This is a genomic window from Flavobacterium sp. 3HN19-14 (assembly GCF_051373205.1).
Classification (GTDB): Bacteria; Bacteroidota; Bacteroidia; order Flavobacteriales; family Flavobacteriaceae; genus Flavobacterium.
This window is the reverse complement of the sequence record NZ_JBPPZT010000001.1, coordinates 811,127-826,523: the sequence shown is the minus strand read 5'-3', so window position 1 is coordinate 826,523 and position 15,397 is coordinate 811,127. Positions and strand designations below refer to the sequence as shown.

The 15,397-nt window shown below is 40.0% G+C and carries 11 protein-coding genes and 4 pseudogenes; 7 read left to right on the top strand and 8 right to left on the bottom strand.

Going from position 1 to position 15,397, the window contains the following annotated elements:
• Positions 1–37: 37 nt before the first annotated feature.
• The 4 genes and pseudogenes from ACSLFW_RS04295 to ACSLFW_RS04280 form a co-directional block, all read right to left on the bottom strand.
• Positions 38–1,038: pseudogene (locus tag ACSLFW_RS04295) on the bottom strand (vWA domain-containing protein).
• Positions 1,038–2,652: pseudogene (locus ACSLFW_RS04290) on the bottom strand (hypothetical protein). Before ACSLFW_RS04290 ends, ACSLFW_RS04295 begins: the two co-directional pseudogenes overlap by 1 nt.
• Positions 2,653–2,657: 5 nt before the next feature.
• Positions 2,658–3,524, bottom strand: a complete 867-nt coding sequence (locus tag ACSLFW_RS04285) for a DUF58 domain-containing protein (protein ID WP_436554780.1) — start codon at positions 3,522–3,524, stop codon at positions 2,658–2,660.
• A gap of 67 nt (positions 3,525–3,591) precedes the next feature.
• Positions 3,592–4,595 (bottom strand): annotated as a pseudogene (locus tag ACSLFW_RS04280) (AAA family ATPase).
• Between the two features lie 211 nt (positions 4,596–4,806).
• Here ACSLFW_RS04280 and ACSLFW_RS04275 point away from each other — a divergent pair.
• The 3 genes and pseudogenes from ACSLFW_RS04275 (at position 4,807) to ACSLFW_RS04265 (ending at position 7,758) form a co-directional block, all read left to right on the top strand.
• The gene (locus ACSLFW_RS04275; RefSeq protein ID WP_436554779.1) at positions 4,807–5,730 is read left to right on the top strand and encodes an aldo/keto reductase; all 924 of its coding nucleotides are present in this window, start codon (positions 4,807–4,809) and stop codon (positions 5,728–5,730) included.
• Positions 5,727–6,476 (top strand): SDR family NAD(P)-dependent oxidoreductase, encoded by a 750-nt coding sequence (locus ACSLFW_RS04270; RefSeq protein WP_436554778.1) that lies wholly within the window; start codon positions 5,727–5,729, stop codon positions 6,474–6,476. Before ACSLFW_RS04275 ends, ACSLFW_RS04270 begins: the two co-directional genes overlap by 4 nt.
• A 135-nt stretch (positions 6,477–6,611) precedes the next feature.
• Positions 6,612–7,758, top strand: a pseudogene (locus ACSLFW_RS04265) (ATP-binding protein).
• Between the two features lie 75 nt (positions 7,759–7,833).
• On the opposite strand, the gene ACSLFW_RS04260 reads toward ACSLFW_RS04265, so the two are convergent.
• From ACSLFW_RS04260 to ACSLFW_RS04245, 4 genes are all read right to left on the bottom strand, one after another.
• On the bottom strand, positions 7,834–8,154 hold the full coding sequence (locus ACSLFW_RS04260; protein ID WP_436554777.1) for a hypothetical protein: 321 nt from the start codon (positions 8,152–8,154) through the stop codon (positions 7,834–7,836).
• Positions 8,155–8,325: 171 nt separating this feature from the next.
• The gene (locus ACSLFW_RS04255) at positions 8,326–8,982 is read right to left on the bottom strand and encodes a response regulator (RefSeq protein ID WP_436554776.1); all 657 of its coding nucleotides are present in this window, start codon (positions 8,980–8,982) and stop codon (positions 8,326–8,328) included.
• 15 nt (positions 8,983–8,997) lie between these two features.
• Positions 8,998–10,986: a tetratricopeptide repeat-containing sensor histidine kinase gene (locus tag ACSLFW_RS04250; protein ID WP_436554775.1), complete on the bottom strand. Its 1,989-nt coding sequence runs from the start codon at positions 10,984–10,986 to the stop codon at positions 8,998–9,000.
• Positions 10,987–11,015: 29 nt separating this feature from the next.
• Positions 11,016–12,662, bottom strand: coding sequence for a tetratricopeptide repeat protein (locus ACSLFW_RS04245; RefSeq protein WP_436554774.1), 1,647 nt, complete (start codon positions 12,660–12,662; stop codon positions 11,016–11,018).
• Positions 12,663–12,893: 231 nt separating this feature from the next.
• Between ACSLFW_RS04245 and ACSLFW_RS04240 the strand changes: the two genes are divergently transcribed.
• The 4 genes from ACSLFW_RS04240 to ACSLFW_RS04225 all read left to right on the top strand — a co-directional run bounded on the left by ACSLFW_RS04240 (position 12,894) and on the right by ACSLFW_RS04225 (position 15,359).
• Positions 12,894–13,694: a metallophosphoesterase family protein gene (locus tag ACSLFW_RS04240; protein ID WP_436554773.1), complete on the top strand. Its 801-nt coding sequence runs from the start codon at positions 12,894–12,896 to the stop codon at positions 13,692–13,694.
• Positions 13,695–14,178: 484 nt separating this feature from the next.
• Positions 14,179–14,379 (top strand): hypothetical protein, encoded by a 201-nt coding sequence (locus ACSLFW_RS04235; RefSeq protein WP_436554772.1) that lies wholly within the window; start codon positions 14,179–14,181, stop codon positions 14,377–14,379.
• Complete coding sequence (locus ACSLFW_RS04230) at positions 14,370–14,939, top strand: LytR/AlgR family response regulator transcription factor (protein ID WP_436554771.1); 570 nt, start codon at positions 14,370–14,372, stop codon at positions 14,937–14,939. The genes ACSLFW_RS04235 and ACSLFW_RS04230 overlap by 10 nt, the downstream gene beginning before the upstream one ends.
• A gap of 225 nt (positions 14,940–15,164) precedes the next feature.
• Complete coding sequence (locus ACSLFW_RS04225) at positions 15,165–15,359, top strand: hypothetical protein (RefSeq protein ID WP_436554770.1); 195 nt, start codon at positions 15,165–15,167, stop codon at positions 15,357–15,359.
• The last annotated feature ends 38 nt before the right edge of the window (positions 15,360–15,397 follow it).

Here is a 15,397-nt window from a genome sequence, read left to right as displayed (position 1 = left end):
CAAATAAATTCCAATTTTTTAAATCACAAATTCAAAACTATATAAAACTCCTGAAAATCGTTTTTCTAAGCAATACTTCAAACATTAAAATTCCGCAAGCTACAATCGCGAAAAGTCTGAATTTTTCGTCGTAATCGTAAAATTTGAGTTCTTCGATTTCTGTTTTTTCGAGTTTGTTGATCTCTTTATAGATGGTTTCGAGTTTCTTGTTGCTTGTTGCACGGAAATATTTTCCTCCGGTTTTAGCGGCGATGCTTTTCATTAACGCTTCATCGATTTCGACTTGCATCATCCTGAAAATGAATGATCCGTTTGGTGCATAAGCGACCGGAAATTCTGCCATTCCGTTCGTTCCGATTCCAATTGTATATACTTTGATGCCATATTCTTTGGCGATGTCTGCGGCGGTTTCAGGCTCAATGAATCCGGCATTGTTGACACCATCTGTCAATAAAATGATGACGCGGCTTTTGGCTTTGCTGTCTTTCAAGCGGTTGACTGCGGTGCTCAATCCCATTCCGATTCCGGTTCCGTCCTGCAGAACCTGATCGTATTTTACGCTTTTCAATGCATCTTCTACAACTGCTTTATCACTGGTGACAGGCGTTTTCGTATAGGCTTCAGAAGCGTAAACGACCAATCCGATACGGTCATTCGGTCTGGCTTCGACGAAATCTTTGGCGACATCCTTTAGCGCTTCCATACGATTCGGCTTCAAATCTTTGGCAAGCATACTTCCCGAAACGTCGATGGCCATAACGATGTCTATTCCTTTAGTCGTTTTCGTTTTACTGCTGATATCAACAGTTCTCGGACGCGCCATTGCAACAATTATAAGACTCAAGGCCAACAATCGGAATACAAATAACAATGGTTTTAATTTGGCTAGGAATGACGATTTGCCCTTAAATCCTTTCAGCGAGCTTATTTTCAAAGTTGCCGTCTGGTTTTTGCGCTGCCAGATCTGCCATGCAATCAGCACCGGAAGCACCAAAACAGCCAGAAAAATCCCGGGTTCATAAAAGTGATGTTGGTCATCATATTGCGGGTTTTTTAAGTTCGACAGATTTTAATACTTTTTCGGAAATTTGCTCGGCATATTTATCGCCTTCTTCGTGCAGGATCATGATTTGCTGCATACCGCCTTCCTGGCTGAACATCAGGATTTCAAAATACATCCTGACGCTTTTTTGCTGGATCGGGTCGATTCTGGAGAAAGTACCAAAACCTTTTCTTCCCGAAATACCGTCTTTGGTTTCAAACTCGGCTTGTTCGCTCAGGATATTTTTTGCGCCTTGCATTTCCAGCGTATGAATGCCTGCTTCCATCGATTTTTCAAGGTCGACCTGTGTCTGTTGTTTGAAAGTGGTTGTAGAGACAATTATTGCAAAATTGTCAAGCAGACTTCCATAGGCAAAATTTTGCATGCTTTTGATTAATGCACCTGCGCCTTCCGGAATCTGTTTTGAAAGGTCGACTCTTTTCAGGACTTTCGGTGTTTCAATGCGTACCGGCGGATTGCCGTATTCGCTTGTGATCCATTCGCTTTCGAGCAATTCTTTGGTAGGATGACCGATGAAATTGTCTTTTACGTAATCAAAACCTTTGGTTGCAATAAGGATGATGATGGTTGCAAAAAATAAAACGATGACTGTCAGGACTGAATAGATAATTCGCCTCTGGCGTTTCTTTTTGAGTAATTTTTGTTTGAGCAATTCGTCGAGTGCGGCGTCTCCGGGATCTACGACAACTTCAGGAACGGCTTCGTGAATGCGCACAATTGAAGTGACGATGCGTTTTTTATCTTCTTCGATTTCAAAATCGAGCGGTTGTACTTTGGCAAATTTCACCAAATCTGCTTGTTTCAAAACTTTCTCGAGATTGACAAGCGTTTCTTTGGAAAGTGACATGTTCTTCTTCTTGCCACATTCCGCAATCCGGTGATGAGTTCCGTTGTTGTGCTTTCCATTGCCGGAATCTGGATTTCTTCTTCGATGTAATTGCGCGCGATATCCGTCAATTCTACATAATAACTCTTGATTTCACCTTTCTGCCAAAGTTGCTTATTCTCGAGGTTTTTAAGCAGGGAAGTCGCTTTTTCGATAGGTGTTTTATAAATCTCTTCGTCGAGTTTTTTAATCTGGTATCTTTTAATCAGTTTGTAAACCAAAAATCCAACACCAATAATGGCAAGGAATAGCAAAACATAAATCCACCAGCTTCCAATCGGTTCATCAACTTTGGTAATCTCTTTAATGTCATACATCTGTTGCTTGAGCGTATCGACTTTCACATCAGAAACGGCAACCTGGAATTGATTCGAATAGAACGGTTGCTTGTTGATTAAAACCTTCAAAGGCGGCACGACAAAACGGCCTGAGTCGAATTGGGCAAGTCCGTATTTTTTGATTAATTCGTATTTGTCGTTTTTCCTGATCGTATCGATGACAAAATCACGAATGACTTCCATCTGCCCGAAATTGGTGCCGCGTGGAAAATCACTTCAGAATTCGTATCAACAGTCGTTTTCAAAGTAAGGTTGAACTGCGCACCAATCTTATTTTTGGTCTTGTCGATATGCGTCGTGATTTGCTGCGAAAAGGCATGGCAACCGACCAATAAAAGCAAAATATAGAGTACCTGTTTTTTCATTTCAATTAGCTTCTTGCCTTAAAATAGCCCAATAATTTGGTTACATAGCTTTCGTCAACCCTTGTATTTACTACTCCTGAACCACATTTACTGAATGTTTCCTTAAAGTATTTTACTTTTTCGTCGTAGTATTTTGAATATTCCATCCGCACTGATTTTGAACCGGTGTTGATAACGCGGGTTTCTCCGGTTTCGGCGTCGGTCATCGGCACCATCCCGAGATTTGGCATTTTCGCTTCGCGGATATCATAGACACGGATGCCGGTCAAATCATGTTTTTTGGAAGCAATTTTCAATGGTTGTTCAAATTCGTCACTCATGAAATCCGAAATCAGGAAAACAATCGCTTTTTTCTTTTGTGTTCCTGAAAGGAAACGCAACGCTTGTGCAACGTCGGTTTTATGGCTTTTCGGATGGAATTCTATCAATTCACGGATAATACGAAGTACGTGCGATTTTCCTTTTTTCGGTGGAATGTACAATTCAATCTGGTCAGAAAACAAAATCAGGCCGATTTTATCGTTATTCTGAGTAGCTGAAAATGCCAATGTCGCCGCAATTTCAGTAACGATTTCATTCTTAAATTGATTCTTCGTACCGAAACTTTCAGAACCCGAAATATCAACCATCAGCATCATCGTGAGCTCGCGTTCTTCCTCAAAAACCTTGACGTAAGGCTCGTTGTAACGAGCGGTCACGTTCCAGTCGATTGCCCGGATGTCATCGCCGAACTGGTATTGGCGCACTTCCGAAAATGTCATTCCACGGCCCTTAAAAGATGTGTGGTATTCGCCCGAAAAGATATGATCGCTCAATCTTCGGGTCTTGATCTCGATTTTCTTTACCTTTTTAAGTAATTCCTTTGTATCCATTTTTTCAGATTGCAGGTTGCAGACCGCAGATTTCAGTCACACTGAACACCGACCACTGCCTACTGATTTAAGGTACTTCGACTTCGTTTACGATTTTGTTGATGATTTCAACGGAAGTGATATTTTCAGCTTCGGCTTCATAAGTCACGCCGATACGGTGGCGCAAAACGTCGTGTACAACGGCGCGAACGTCTTCCGGAATCACATAACCCCTTCTTTTGATGAAAGCGTAGCATTTTGCAGCGTTCGCCAAATTGATACTTCCACGTGGAGAAGAACCGAATGAAATCAATGGTTTAAGATTTTCAAGTTTGTATTTTTCAGGATAACGCGTCGCGAAGACGATGTCGAGGATGTATTTTTCGATTTTCTCATCCATATAGACTTCACGGACGGCTTCCTGTGCGCGTAAAATCTGCTCGACAGAGACAACCTGTTGTACTTTTTCGTAAGAACCTTTTAAATTCTGGCGGATTACAAGACGCTCTTCGTCCATTTTTGGGTAATCGATAACGGTTTTAAGCATGAAACGGTCGACTTGTGCTTCCGGTAACGGATAAGTTCCTTCCTGCTCGATTGGATTTTGTGTTGCCAGTACAAGGAAAGGTTTGTCCAATTTGAAAGTCGTATCGCCGATGGTCACCTGCTTTTCTTGCATCGCCTCAAGCAATGCCGATTGCACTTTTGCAGGAGCACGGTTAATCTCATCTGCAAGGACGAAATTGGCGAAAATCGGGCCTTTTTTTATCGAGAATTCATTGGCTTTGATGTTGTAAATCATGGTTCCGACAACATCGGCAGGCAATAAATCCGGTGTGAACTGGATCCTGCTGAATGTGCCGTGAACTGCCTGTGACAAAGTGTTAATGGCGAGTGTCTTCGCAAGTCCCGGAACCCCTTCGAGAAGGATGTGTCCCTGCCCAGAAGACCGATCAATAATCTTTCAATCATGTGCTTTTGCCCGACAATGACTTTATTCATTTCTAAAGTCAGCAAATCGATAAAAGCGCTTTCTCTTTCAATCTTTTCATTAATTGCCCTGATGTCTAAAGCGGCAGTATTTTGTTCCATAATCTACTGTTTATAACCTTTAATTTGAGTCGTTAATTTAACCGGTCAAAATTGAATTTTTTTTCATCAGCAAGATGTTAAAAAATGGTTAAAAAATTCGTGAAAACCTTGGTTTTAAGGATGAATTGTGATTTTGTTTTTATATTTTTAAGAACTTTGAAAAAATTACCGATTAACAGCAATTTTTACCGATTATTTAAACACCAAAACCTTGACAAAAACAACACTTTCGCCTGTAATCGCAGGCACGATGAATTGGGGTGTGTGGGACAAAAAACTCAGCACAACAGAAATGGAGCACATGATCCATATTTGCCTTGAAAACAAAATCACCACTTTTGACCACGCCGATATTTATGGCAGTTATACGACCGAAGCGGAATTCGGGAAAGCGTTCGCTTCCTCTGAAATAAGCCGGGAAAAATTACAGCTGATATCCAAATGCGGCATCCAGCATATTTCGCCGAATCGCGATAACAAAATCAAGCATTATAATTACAGTAAAGATTATATCATCTGGTCTGTTGAGCAGTCGCTTAAAAATTTGCAAACTGATTTTCTGGACGTTTTGTTGTTGCACAGGCCGAGTCCGCTGTTGCAAACGGAAGAGATTGCCGAAGCAATTTCAAAATTGAAATCTGACGGAAAAATTATTGATTTCGGACTATCGAATTTCACAGCTTCACAAACAGAACTGATTCGTAAAAACACTGAAGTTGCTTACAATCAGGTACAGTTTTCAGCAACGCATTTCGAACCGATGCTTGACGGCAGTTTTGATTATATGCAGGTGCATAACATCAGGCCGATGTCGTGGAATCCGCTTGGGACAATTTTCAGGGAAGATAATGAACAGACGCGACGACTGAAAAAATTACTGGCGAAGCTTGTGGAGAAATACCATTTGGGTTCGGATACTATTTTGCTGTCGTGGGTTTTGCAGCATCCGGCGAATGTTTTGCCTGTTGCAGGAACTGTAAATGTGGCGCGCATTCAGGCGTTGCATAAAGCGGTGGAATTGCAGCTTGATAAAGAAGATTGGTTTGCGATCTGGACGGAAAGTATGGGAAAGATGTGCCATAATATGGGTGCAGGGTTTTGGGTCTCGGATTCTAACGATATAAATTGTAAATGAAAACAGCATTAATAACCGGGGCGACCAGCGGCATTGGAAGGGCGACAGCAATTAAACTGGCTGAAAATAATTACCGACTCGTAATTTGCGGCAGACGTGAGGAACGTCTGGAAGAACTCAAAAGCCAATTGTCGCACTTCACCGAAGTGCACACATTAGCATTTGATGTTCGTGATAAGGAAGCAGTTTTTGCAGCGATTGAAAGTCTGCCGGAAGCGTTTTCAACGATTGACATTTTAGTGAATAACGCGGGAAATGCGCACGGACTCGATCCGATTCAGACTGGGAACCCGGACGATTGGGATGCGATGATTGATATTAACGTGAAAGGATTACTATATGTTTCGAAAGCTGTTATCCCGCAGATGACGGAAAGAAAATCCGGGCATATCATCAATATCGGTTCGATTGCCGGCCTTGAGGTTTATCCGAATGGGAATGTATATTGTGCGAGTAAACATGCGGTTGATGCCATTACCAAAGGCATGCGCATGGATTTGAATCAATTTGGAATAAGGGTTGGTGCGATTAATCCCGGAATGGTGGAAACCGAATTTTCAGAGGTACGGTTTAAAGGCGATACGGAACGCGCGGCCAATGTTTATAAAGGTGTTGCCGCACTGCAACCAGAGGATATTTCTGATGTGATTCATTTTGTGGTGTCGCGGCCTTATCATGTGAATATTGCCGATTTAATGATTTTGCCAACGGCTCAGGCTTCGGCGACGATTTTGAAACGGGATTGAAAAATTATTTGAATGATAAATTTTAAGTTATCAGGTGCAGGATGTGCAGCCCCGATTGAGGCGGCATCCTTTTACCCGCTGCTGCCAGCGGGAAAAGATAAAGCCGAAAGCGGGAGATGTCTGCCCCATAAAAATATGATAAACAAACGTCTCTTAATTAAAAACCTGCTTGCTCACAATGATGAGTCGAGTTTTTATGATAAGAAACGGCAGCTGAATCTGCATACGCGCGAGGGAAAGGCGAAGTTTTTGAAGCATATTTGTGCATTGTCGAACTCGAATCCGGCGAACAATTCTTATATCGTCGTTGGGGTTGAGAGCAGATGACAATGAGATTGTGGGCGATGATTTCTTTGATGACAGCCGCATCCAGAATCTGGTGAATGCGTTTTTGGAAAATCCGCCGAAAATCCAGTATGAGAATGTGCCTTTTCCGAATTTACCGAAAGACCGCGTGATTGGATTGGTGACGATTAAGCCGAAAAACAGAACTTCGTTTTTTAAAAAAGGGATTCATACTATTTTGGCGAATACAGTTTTTATGCGGCGCGGCAGCAATTCTGTTCCGGTTGAAGGTGCGGTCGAAAAGAATTACCAGAATACGGCGACGGTAATCAGTATCGAGAACAGTTCGCGCAACAGCATTGGGTATACGCTTGACGGCGTTATGGATTTTATGAACCACCGGCATCGCGATATGGCACCGAAATATAAGGTTTTCAAGGAACTTTTTGTGATTTGCTGGGCGGGTGTCCAGAAGAAAGTCAAAGACAAAATCTATCTTTCGCGTGTTGACATTAAACTCATCAATGAGCAGGTGAAGCTTTTTTATTCTGCGCTGGACGAGGTTTTAATTGAATATGACGAGCATAGTTTTACGATTACCGAATACATTGCGCTCGGATTGAATGACAAGACGAGTTATTATCCACTGGAGCAGCAGACGATTCGGTTTTTTGAAAACGGCTATTATAAGATTGAGAGCAGGATGTTGTTTGAGCCGCCGGAATACAACCGGAAATTACTGCATCATATTTATAATTCTAATTTGGCTTTGCTGGCTAAACTCCAGAAAGGTGTGGGGTTGAGTGAACGGGAGCATGCTGATCTGGTGAACGTACCTTCGACGTTTATGATCTGTTACCTCAACGGTTTTGAAGAAGCCAAACAAAAATTGATTGAGGCGAAACCACTTTTGAAAGCATTTCCCGACCTTACCGTTTACGTGAGTTTTAAGGAGGCGATGCGGGTTTTGCGGAAAATGAAATATAATGAGGGTTGATTTTAATTTTCCTTCTTGACGGTGATTATTACATCATCGTCAAATTTATATTCGCCTTTCTTGTAGGTTTCTTTGTTAGAGAATGACTTCGTAGGCGTAAATTCCTTTGGGCAGGTTGAAAACGCACTCTTTTCCGTCATTTTGCACCACGAGTTCTTTTTTTACGTCATCGCCCAGAGTATCTTTCCCTTCAATTTTGAATGTGATTTTTTCGCTTAATTTATTTTTTACGCAGACACTTTCTATAAACTTACTGTCTGACTTATTGGATTTTGCAGCTTTGATAATACTGAATCCGCTCAGGATTATTTCGCCGGCTTTGATTGTGGTTTCAAGTCCCGATTGGGCAAATGAAAGCATGGGCAATACAAGTATCGCCAGATATATTTTTTTCATTTTGGTGGATTTAGTTAGTTAAACATGATAGTGTTTCCAATAAACAATCATTGCACTATTCTTTCTCTGTTAATTCATTAATTGACCAACGTTCTCGAGTAATTTGGGCATATGTAAAGTTATAACTAAATCAAGTTCAGCGGTTACGGGTTTCCCGTAATTATTGTTAAATTAAATAAAGCCTCTTTTTCTGGCTTCGCGAACAATTTCTTCGTCAGTGCTGCCTTTTTTGATTCTTAAAAAGTCTCTTATATTGGCTTTTCGCTTTTCTACTGCGCTTTGTGAAAGCAACAGCATCTCCGGCATGCTTTTGGTCTTGACGCCGTCTGCCAATAAAGAGATAATGCGACGATTAAGGTGGTCAAGGTATTTTTCTGTCGAAAGTAACTCGCCGATACTTTGCTTTACCGTTTCGCTGTAATAAAGTTTCCCGCTCATGATCAGGTCGAAAGCTTTCAACAATTCGTCACCACTGAAATCGCTCTTAACCAGAAGTCCCGCCGGATGGATGTCTTTGACGATATTATACAGCATGAACGCTTCGGCATGTGATGTCAGCATAACTATTTTGGCATTTGGAATATGTTGTTTGGCCAAAACGGCAAGATCTACGCCAGATTGAATATTTTGTTCGGCGAAAGCCGGTAAACTTCTGTCGAGGAAAATCACGTCGAAGTCTGCACCGGAAACAATTATTTTGTAGGCGTTCTCAGCGGTAAATGCAGTTGTCGCCTGAATTTCGTATCCGGATGTATTGTACTCTAAAATTATTTTGTAACCTTCTATCTGAGAAGGATGGTCGTCGACCATTAAAATTCTTACCTGCATAATCCTGAATTTTCGTTAAACCTGAACTTTTAACCTTACGCTGGTGCCTTGGCCGGGCGCGGAATTGATGAAAATTTCGCCCGCAATTTCCTTAGCGCGTGTGTACATGCTTTTGATGCCGATACCTTTTTCGATTTTCGATTCGTCAAAACCGACGCCATCATCTGTGATTTCTATGAGTAATGTATTGTCGAGTGCTCTCATGGTGATGTTGACATTTTGAGCGGCGGCATATTTGTCGATGTTTTGGATGGCCTCTTGTAGAATCCTGTATATCTGCATCTTGACCTTGCTATCGACTCCAACCCAATCAATGTTGACATCTGAATGCAATTTAAAATTTATATCCGAATGGTTTTCTACGTCAGTGAAGATTTTTCTAACGACGTGGTCGAAATTTATGGTTCCGGAAAGCACATTTTTTTGCAAATCATATGTGATCGCGCGGATTTCCTTTTCAATATCCTGAATTTCGTTGATATGCCCGATGCATTTTTGAATGGTTTCGGGATCTGTTTTTTTGCGGAGTATGAACAAATTCAGGCGTATGCTCGTGAGTCTGCTCATTACGCCGTCGTGGAGTTCTTGTGATATGCGTTTTTTTTCGAGTTGTTTCCCTTCTTCGACTTTTTTGCCTTGTTCGAGCATGAGGCGGTAGATTTCGGCGTTGGCTTTTTCCTGTTCGCGCTTGAGTTGGGTTTGGCGGTTTTTGAGGACGTAGTAACCGAAAACGACGAATACCAATACTAGTAGCAAAAATCCGATACTGCTGTAAAGGTAATTGTCTTTTTCTTCGATCAGGTTTTTCTTGTCGGTGATGAGTTCTTCTGTTTCGTATTCTATCCGGGCGAATTTGTCGCGGTTTTGGCGTTCGGCGAGTTGGAGGGAGTCGTTGATTTTGTTGAATTCTGTGAAGTATTTTGAGGCGTTGGCGGGGTCGACTTGCGTGAGTGTCTTAAGAGATTTTAAAATACTTCTAGAAATCTCCTCTTTTTTAGAAATATTATAAGCTTCTTTTGCAAGTTTTCTGGCTTCATCATCAATATTAGTTTGTTTATAATATTCCGCCATATTTATTCTATAGGCAATTTTGCTACTAGTCGTCGTTAAACGATCAGAAACCTTTTTAGCCTCACTGAAATCTTTAAAAGCACTTTTATAATTACCTAATTTAAAATTTGAATAGGCTATGTTATTTTTTAATTGAGCATATAAATTTGGGCTTATGTCTCTTAAGTTTTTGTCAAAAAGAGCTACTTCATAGCATTCAATAGCTTTTTTATAATCTTTCATATGCTCATATGCTATTCCTATATTATTAAATACCACTTCATTACGTTCATAATATTGTAAATATTTCGAGGTTTTCCATAATTTAATAGCCATTTTATAATAATTAATGGCAGCCGGAAATTCTTCTAAATCAGTATAAATCGCCCCCATTGTTAGATATGCATTCCAAACAACTTGCTGACTTTTATTATTTGGATTAGAGATTTTAATTAACTTTAAAGCTGCTATAGTTGATTTCTCACAACCTATATAATCTTTTTGAGAGTATTGTAATCCTGCTTTGTTCAATAAAACAGATGCTAAATATTCATAGTTTTTTATTTTGACGAATAATTTTTCAGCTTGAAAATAGTAATAAAAAGAACTGTCAATTTTAGAAATGTCTCCTAGATATTGGTAACCTTTAGCTAATGAGAATGTATCATTCGATATAACCGCCCTTTTTATAATTTTACGTGTAGTTATTTCATATTTTCTACGATTTCCTAAATAAAAATATCTATTTGCTACTTTAAAATAATTAACACGATTCATCGAATCATCAACTTCATTTGATACAATCGTTAAAGCCTTATCTGCATATAAATATTTCTGTCTTTTAGGAACGGTATCATTGTATGACTTTTCTAAAAAATAATCCAAACTATCATTTCTTTTGAGAGAAACTTTAGCTTTCTTAGAACTGTCAGAACATGAAAGTATTCCAGTCATCAAAATTAATCCTATTAGAAATTTGTAACTCATAATCTTTCAGCATTTAAATCTTCCGAAACATTATTATGCAAATCATAAGCAATTGCCCTAATTTCTTTTTCAATTACCTGAATCCCGTCAATATATTCTAAACATTTATCAATAGTTGCGGCGTCCGATTTTTTATTTAATACAAAAAGATTGAGCCTGATGCTTGCCAGTTTTCCCATGACACCATCATGCAATTCCTGCGCGATGCGCTTTTTTTCGAATTGCTTGCCTTCTTCGATTTTTTGCTCTTGTTCGAGTTGCAGGCGGTAAATTTCTGTCGTGGTTTTTTGTTTTTGTTGTTTGAGTTTGATTTGGCGGCGTTTGAAGATTAGGAAACCTAATAGGCTTGTGATAATTATTACTAAGAATACTATTGTTGCCGTTAGAATGTAGTTATACTTTTGTTCAATTAATTGGGCTTTTTCCTTGGCGAGTTCTTCCGTTTCGTATTCTATGCGGGCGAATTTGTTGCGGCTGCGACGTTCTGTAAGTTGTAGAGAGTCTGTGAGTTTATAATATTCTTGGGCGTATTTTGAAGCATTTTTTTTATCAGTTTTTATTAATTGTTTTGTAGCTGTTAATCTGTCAATTGGCAAATGATTTTTACCTGCTAAATCATAAACATTTTTAGCGAAATAGATTGCATTCTTTAAATCGCCTTTATACTCATAGAATTTTGAGAGATGGATTTTACTTTCAACTATACCTGGTATATTATTCAAGGAATCTCTGATACGTAAAGATTTATAAAATGAGTATTCCACCCCATTTAATTGATTTGTTCGTAAAAGTGAATAACCTAAATTATCATATAAAACAGCTTTTGTAATTAAATTCAAATCTTTAAGGTTTTTTAATCCTTCTTTAAAATTTGCAATTGCTTTTTTATGATGATTTTCCTTCTGATACACAGTACCAACGTTATTTAAAACTAAAGCTGTATATATAGAATGGTTTAACGTTGTACTATTGGCAACAATTTCGAGTGACTTTTTATGATAAAACAGAGATTTTTCTAATTCGTTCATTCCATAATATACTGCACCCAATAACGCATAAGCTTTGAATTTTAATTCATCATCTGGAACAAAATCTAAAAATTTGAGCGTTTCGAATAGTGATTTTTCACATCCTGTAAAGTTATTGTTTGCTAATTGAAGTTCGCTTATCATCAAATTTTCAGTAACTGCTTCGTGATAGTTTCCAATTTTAATATGCAGTTGTTTACTTTTATAATAATAGAAATATATACTGTCCAAATTTTGATTCTTGAGGAAATATTCTCCTAAGTATTTGAAAGCTTTAGCTGTAGAAAAATCATCTTGCTTTTTTGTAGATAAAGCGATTAACTTACAAACTGTCTTATTATATAAATTAAAATCACCTATATTCCAATACCGATTTGCCACCTTAAAATAATTCACCCGATTCATAGAATCATTAGGTTGTTTCTCAACTATTGCCAGCGCCTTTTTTGTAAATTTTAAACGTTTCGCATACGGCAAAGTATCAACATTCGCCTGCTCAAAAAAATAATCCAAACTATCATTCTCACCTTTACTCTCACCAAACTCCCCAGAATCCCGCACGCACGACAAAACCCCCACCACAAAAACCACCGCTATAAAGATTTTCCAGTTCAAAATAATAAGTCTTAACAATCAAAAATAGCAAAATACCGATAGCTTTTTGCCATCAGTACAAGTAAGAAAAAGAACGGGAGCCTTCACCTTTTCACCCTAAATTGGTTCTGGCCCCGGTAATGATAAAATTACTTTGTAAAAGTAACAGGGGTTTTAAAAATCCGGTTACGGGTTTGCCGTAAAAAATGTTAAAATTTTTTCTTCGTATTTTTGTGTACAATCTATAATATAATGAGACGCACTTTAGTCATAGGCGACATTCACGGCGGTTTGCGCGCGCTCGAGCAGGTTTTGGAACGTGCCGAAGCCAGCAAAAACGACCTTTTAATTTTCCTGGGCGATTATGTGGACGGCTGGAGCCAGTCGCCACAAGTGCTCGATTTCCTGATTAACCTTGCCACCACTCACAACTGTATCTTCATTCGCGGTAACCACGACGAGCTGCTCCAGCAATGGCTTTCCGAAAACAACAAAGATATCGACGAGACCATGTGGTACAAACACGGCGGCGAAGCGACCGTCAACGCTTACAAAAATGTATCGCCAGAAACCAAGAAATCGCACATCGCTTTTCTTGAATCGCTTCAAAACTATTATATAGACGAGCAGAACCGGCTGTTCGTGCATGCAGGATTTACAAACATGAATGGCGTCGCTTATGAATATTTCCCAAAAATGTTCTACTGGGAGCGCACGCTTTGGGAAACCGCACTTGCGCTCGACGAAAACATGCCGGTCGACCATATTTTTTACCCGAAAAGGTTCACAATCTACAAGGAAATCTTTATCGGTCATACGCCTGTGAGCCGCATCGGAAAGACGGTTCCGGTGCAGAAAGCGAATGTCATTAACGTAGATACAGGCGCCGCGTTCAAACGGCCGTTAACGGTCATGGATGCTGATTCCAAGGCGTTTTGGCAGAGCGATTTTTTGCCTGATTTGTATCCCGGTGAGCGGGGCGGAATTAATCTTTTTATTTTTTTTGGGCGTGACCCGTTATTGAAAATCCTACAAAACCAAACGCTTGGTTAACGGGTCGGGCTTTCGGCTATAGTCCTCACCTTCGCAGTCCCGGAAAAGCGGGACCGCGAAGGTTCCGGGCTGACGCCTCTATCCCTCACGCGGAAGAGAAGAAAGAGGCAAGACCACTTCGTTGTAAGATTTCACTTGTCGTTTTTAAAATTCTAAATCTTGAAGCGAAGTGTTCTTGTTTCTTGCAGCGCAGAGGTCTTGTCTCTTGGAACGAAGTGGTCTTGCTTCTTTCAACGCAGCGGTCGCTCTTCCGCGTGAGGGATGGGTGCGGAAAGCCCGCAGCGACACGAGAATTTTCTGTTTTGCAGGGAAGTTCCCGCGAGGACTTGGAGGGACAGCCCGGCCGCGTAGCCAATGCCGGAACTGGGCACTTTTTTCCTAACGCGGACACGTCCAAAACTTTAAAAAAACGTTTGATAACTTTTTGGTAACTGCCTGCAACGCAATTATAACGTTGTGCGAATATGTTGTATTTTTAGCGGTAATGAAGTATTCTTACATTATCGTTGACGACGATGCTGCCAGCATTTCGAAGACCGCCAAGGTGTTTGCGGGGTTTTCGAATTACTTTCTGCTGGGTACGGCGAACACTTCTGACGATGCGGTGAACCTGGTGCTCGAGCACAAGCCAAAGATGATTGTGCTGGAGATTGACCCGACCAAAAGGACAGCGGATTGTCGCTAGGGATTATCAATGAATTGTACCGGTTCATGAAGGTGGTTCCGAAAATCGTGGTGCTTACCAAGGGGAAAGAACTGGCGTATCAGGCGATCAAGCATGAGATTTTTGACTATCTGATTAAGCCTTTGAATGTGAATGAGCTTCGGAAGACACTGATCAAGTTTGAAAGGAATACAGAGGCGCTTCCAACGACGCTTTCGATCAAATCGTATGGCGATTACCGTTTTATTGATACTGAGGACATTGTTTATGCGAAGGCCGACAACAACTCGACTGATATTTTTATGGCCAACGGCGATATGGTGACGGCGTTTAAGACGATGAAGCATTTTGAGAATACGCTGCCGGATGAGTTTATCAGGATTCACAACAGTTATATTGTTAATATTAATTATGTGGGCAGGATCCATTTGGGGAATAATACTTGTTATATTAAGAATAGTAAGATTCAGATTCCGTTCTCGAAATCATATAAGAAGAACATTGATTTGCTGATCAACCTGATTGGCGCGAATGAAGATCGAAACATTCGAAATATTTTAGATCTCGACAATCTGAATTGATCTATTTCCCGTAAATATGTATTTAGCCGATGAAAAGTGTCTTTTTGTCGGTAAAATCTTCTTTTGCCAAAAATCAATAACCCTTAAAACCCAGTCGTTTACTACCATACAGGCACCATCTACAATATAGGAGGGGGAAAGTTTTTTTTGGGTGTATTGGCGTGTTAGTTTTACACCATAATAATAAAACAAAACACAAAAATATAAAAGCAAAATCCCCACCCTATGAAAAAATTTATTTTAATCGCAGTAGTATTGTTAGTTGCAGTTGTTGGTTTGACTTCTTATAATGGGAAGGAAGAGGTGAAAAATGACGGCAGACTAATTGCCCAAATAAAAGGTGAGCCTGGTGGTGTCAGTGTAGGAACCACTCAAAATCCTACTCCTCCGGGAGGTGGTGGAACACTTAAAAAAGATTAAATATTATCGAAATAAAAAAAGGCTATCTTTCTGATAGC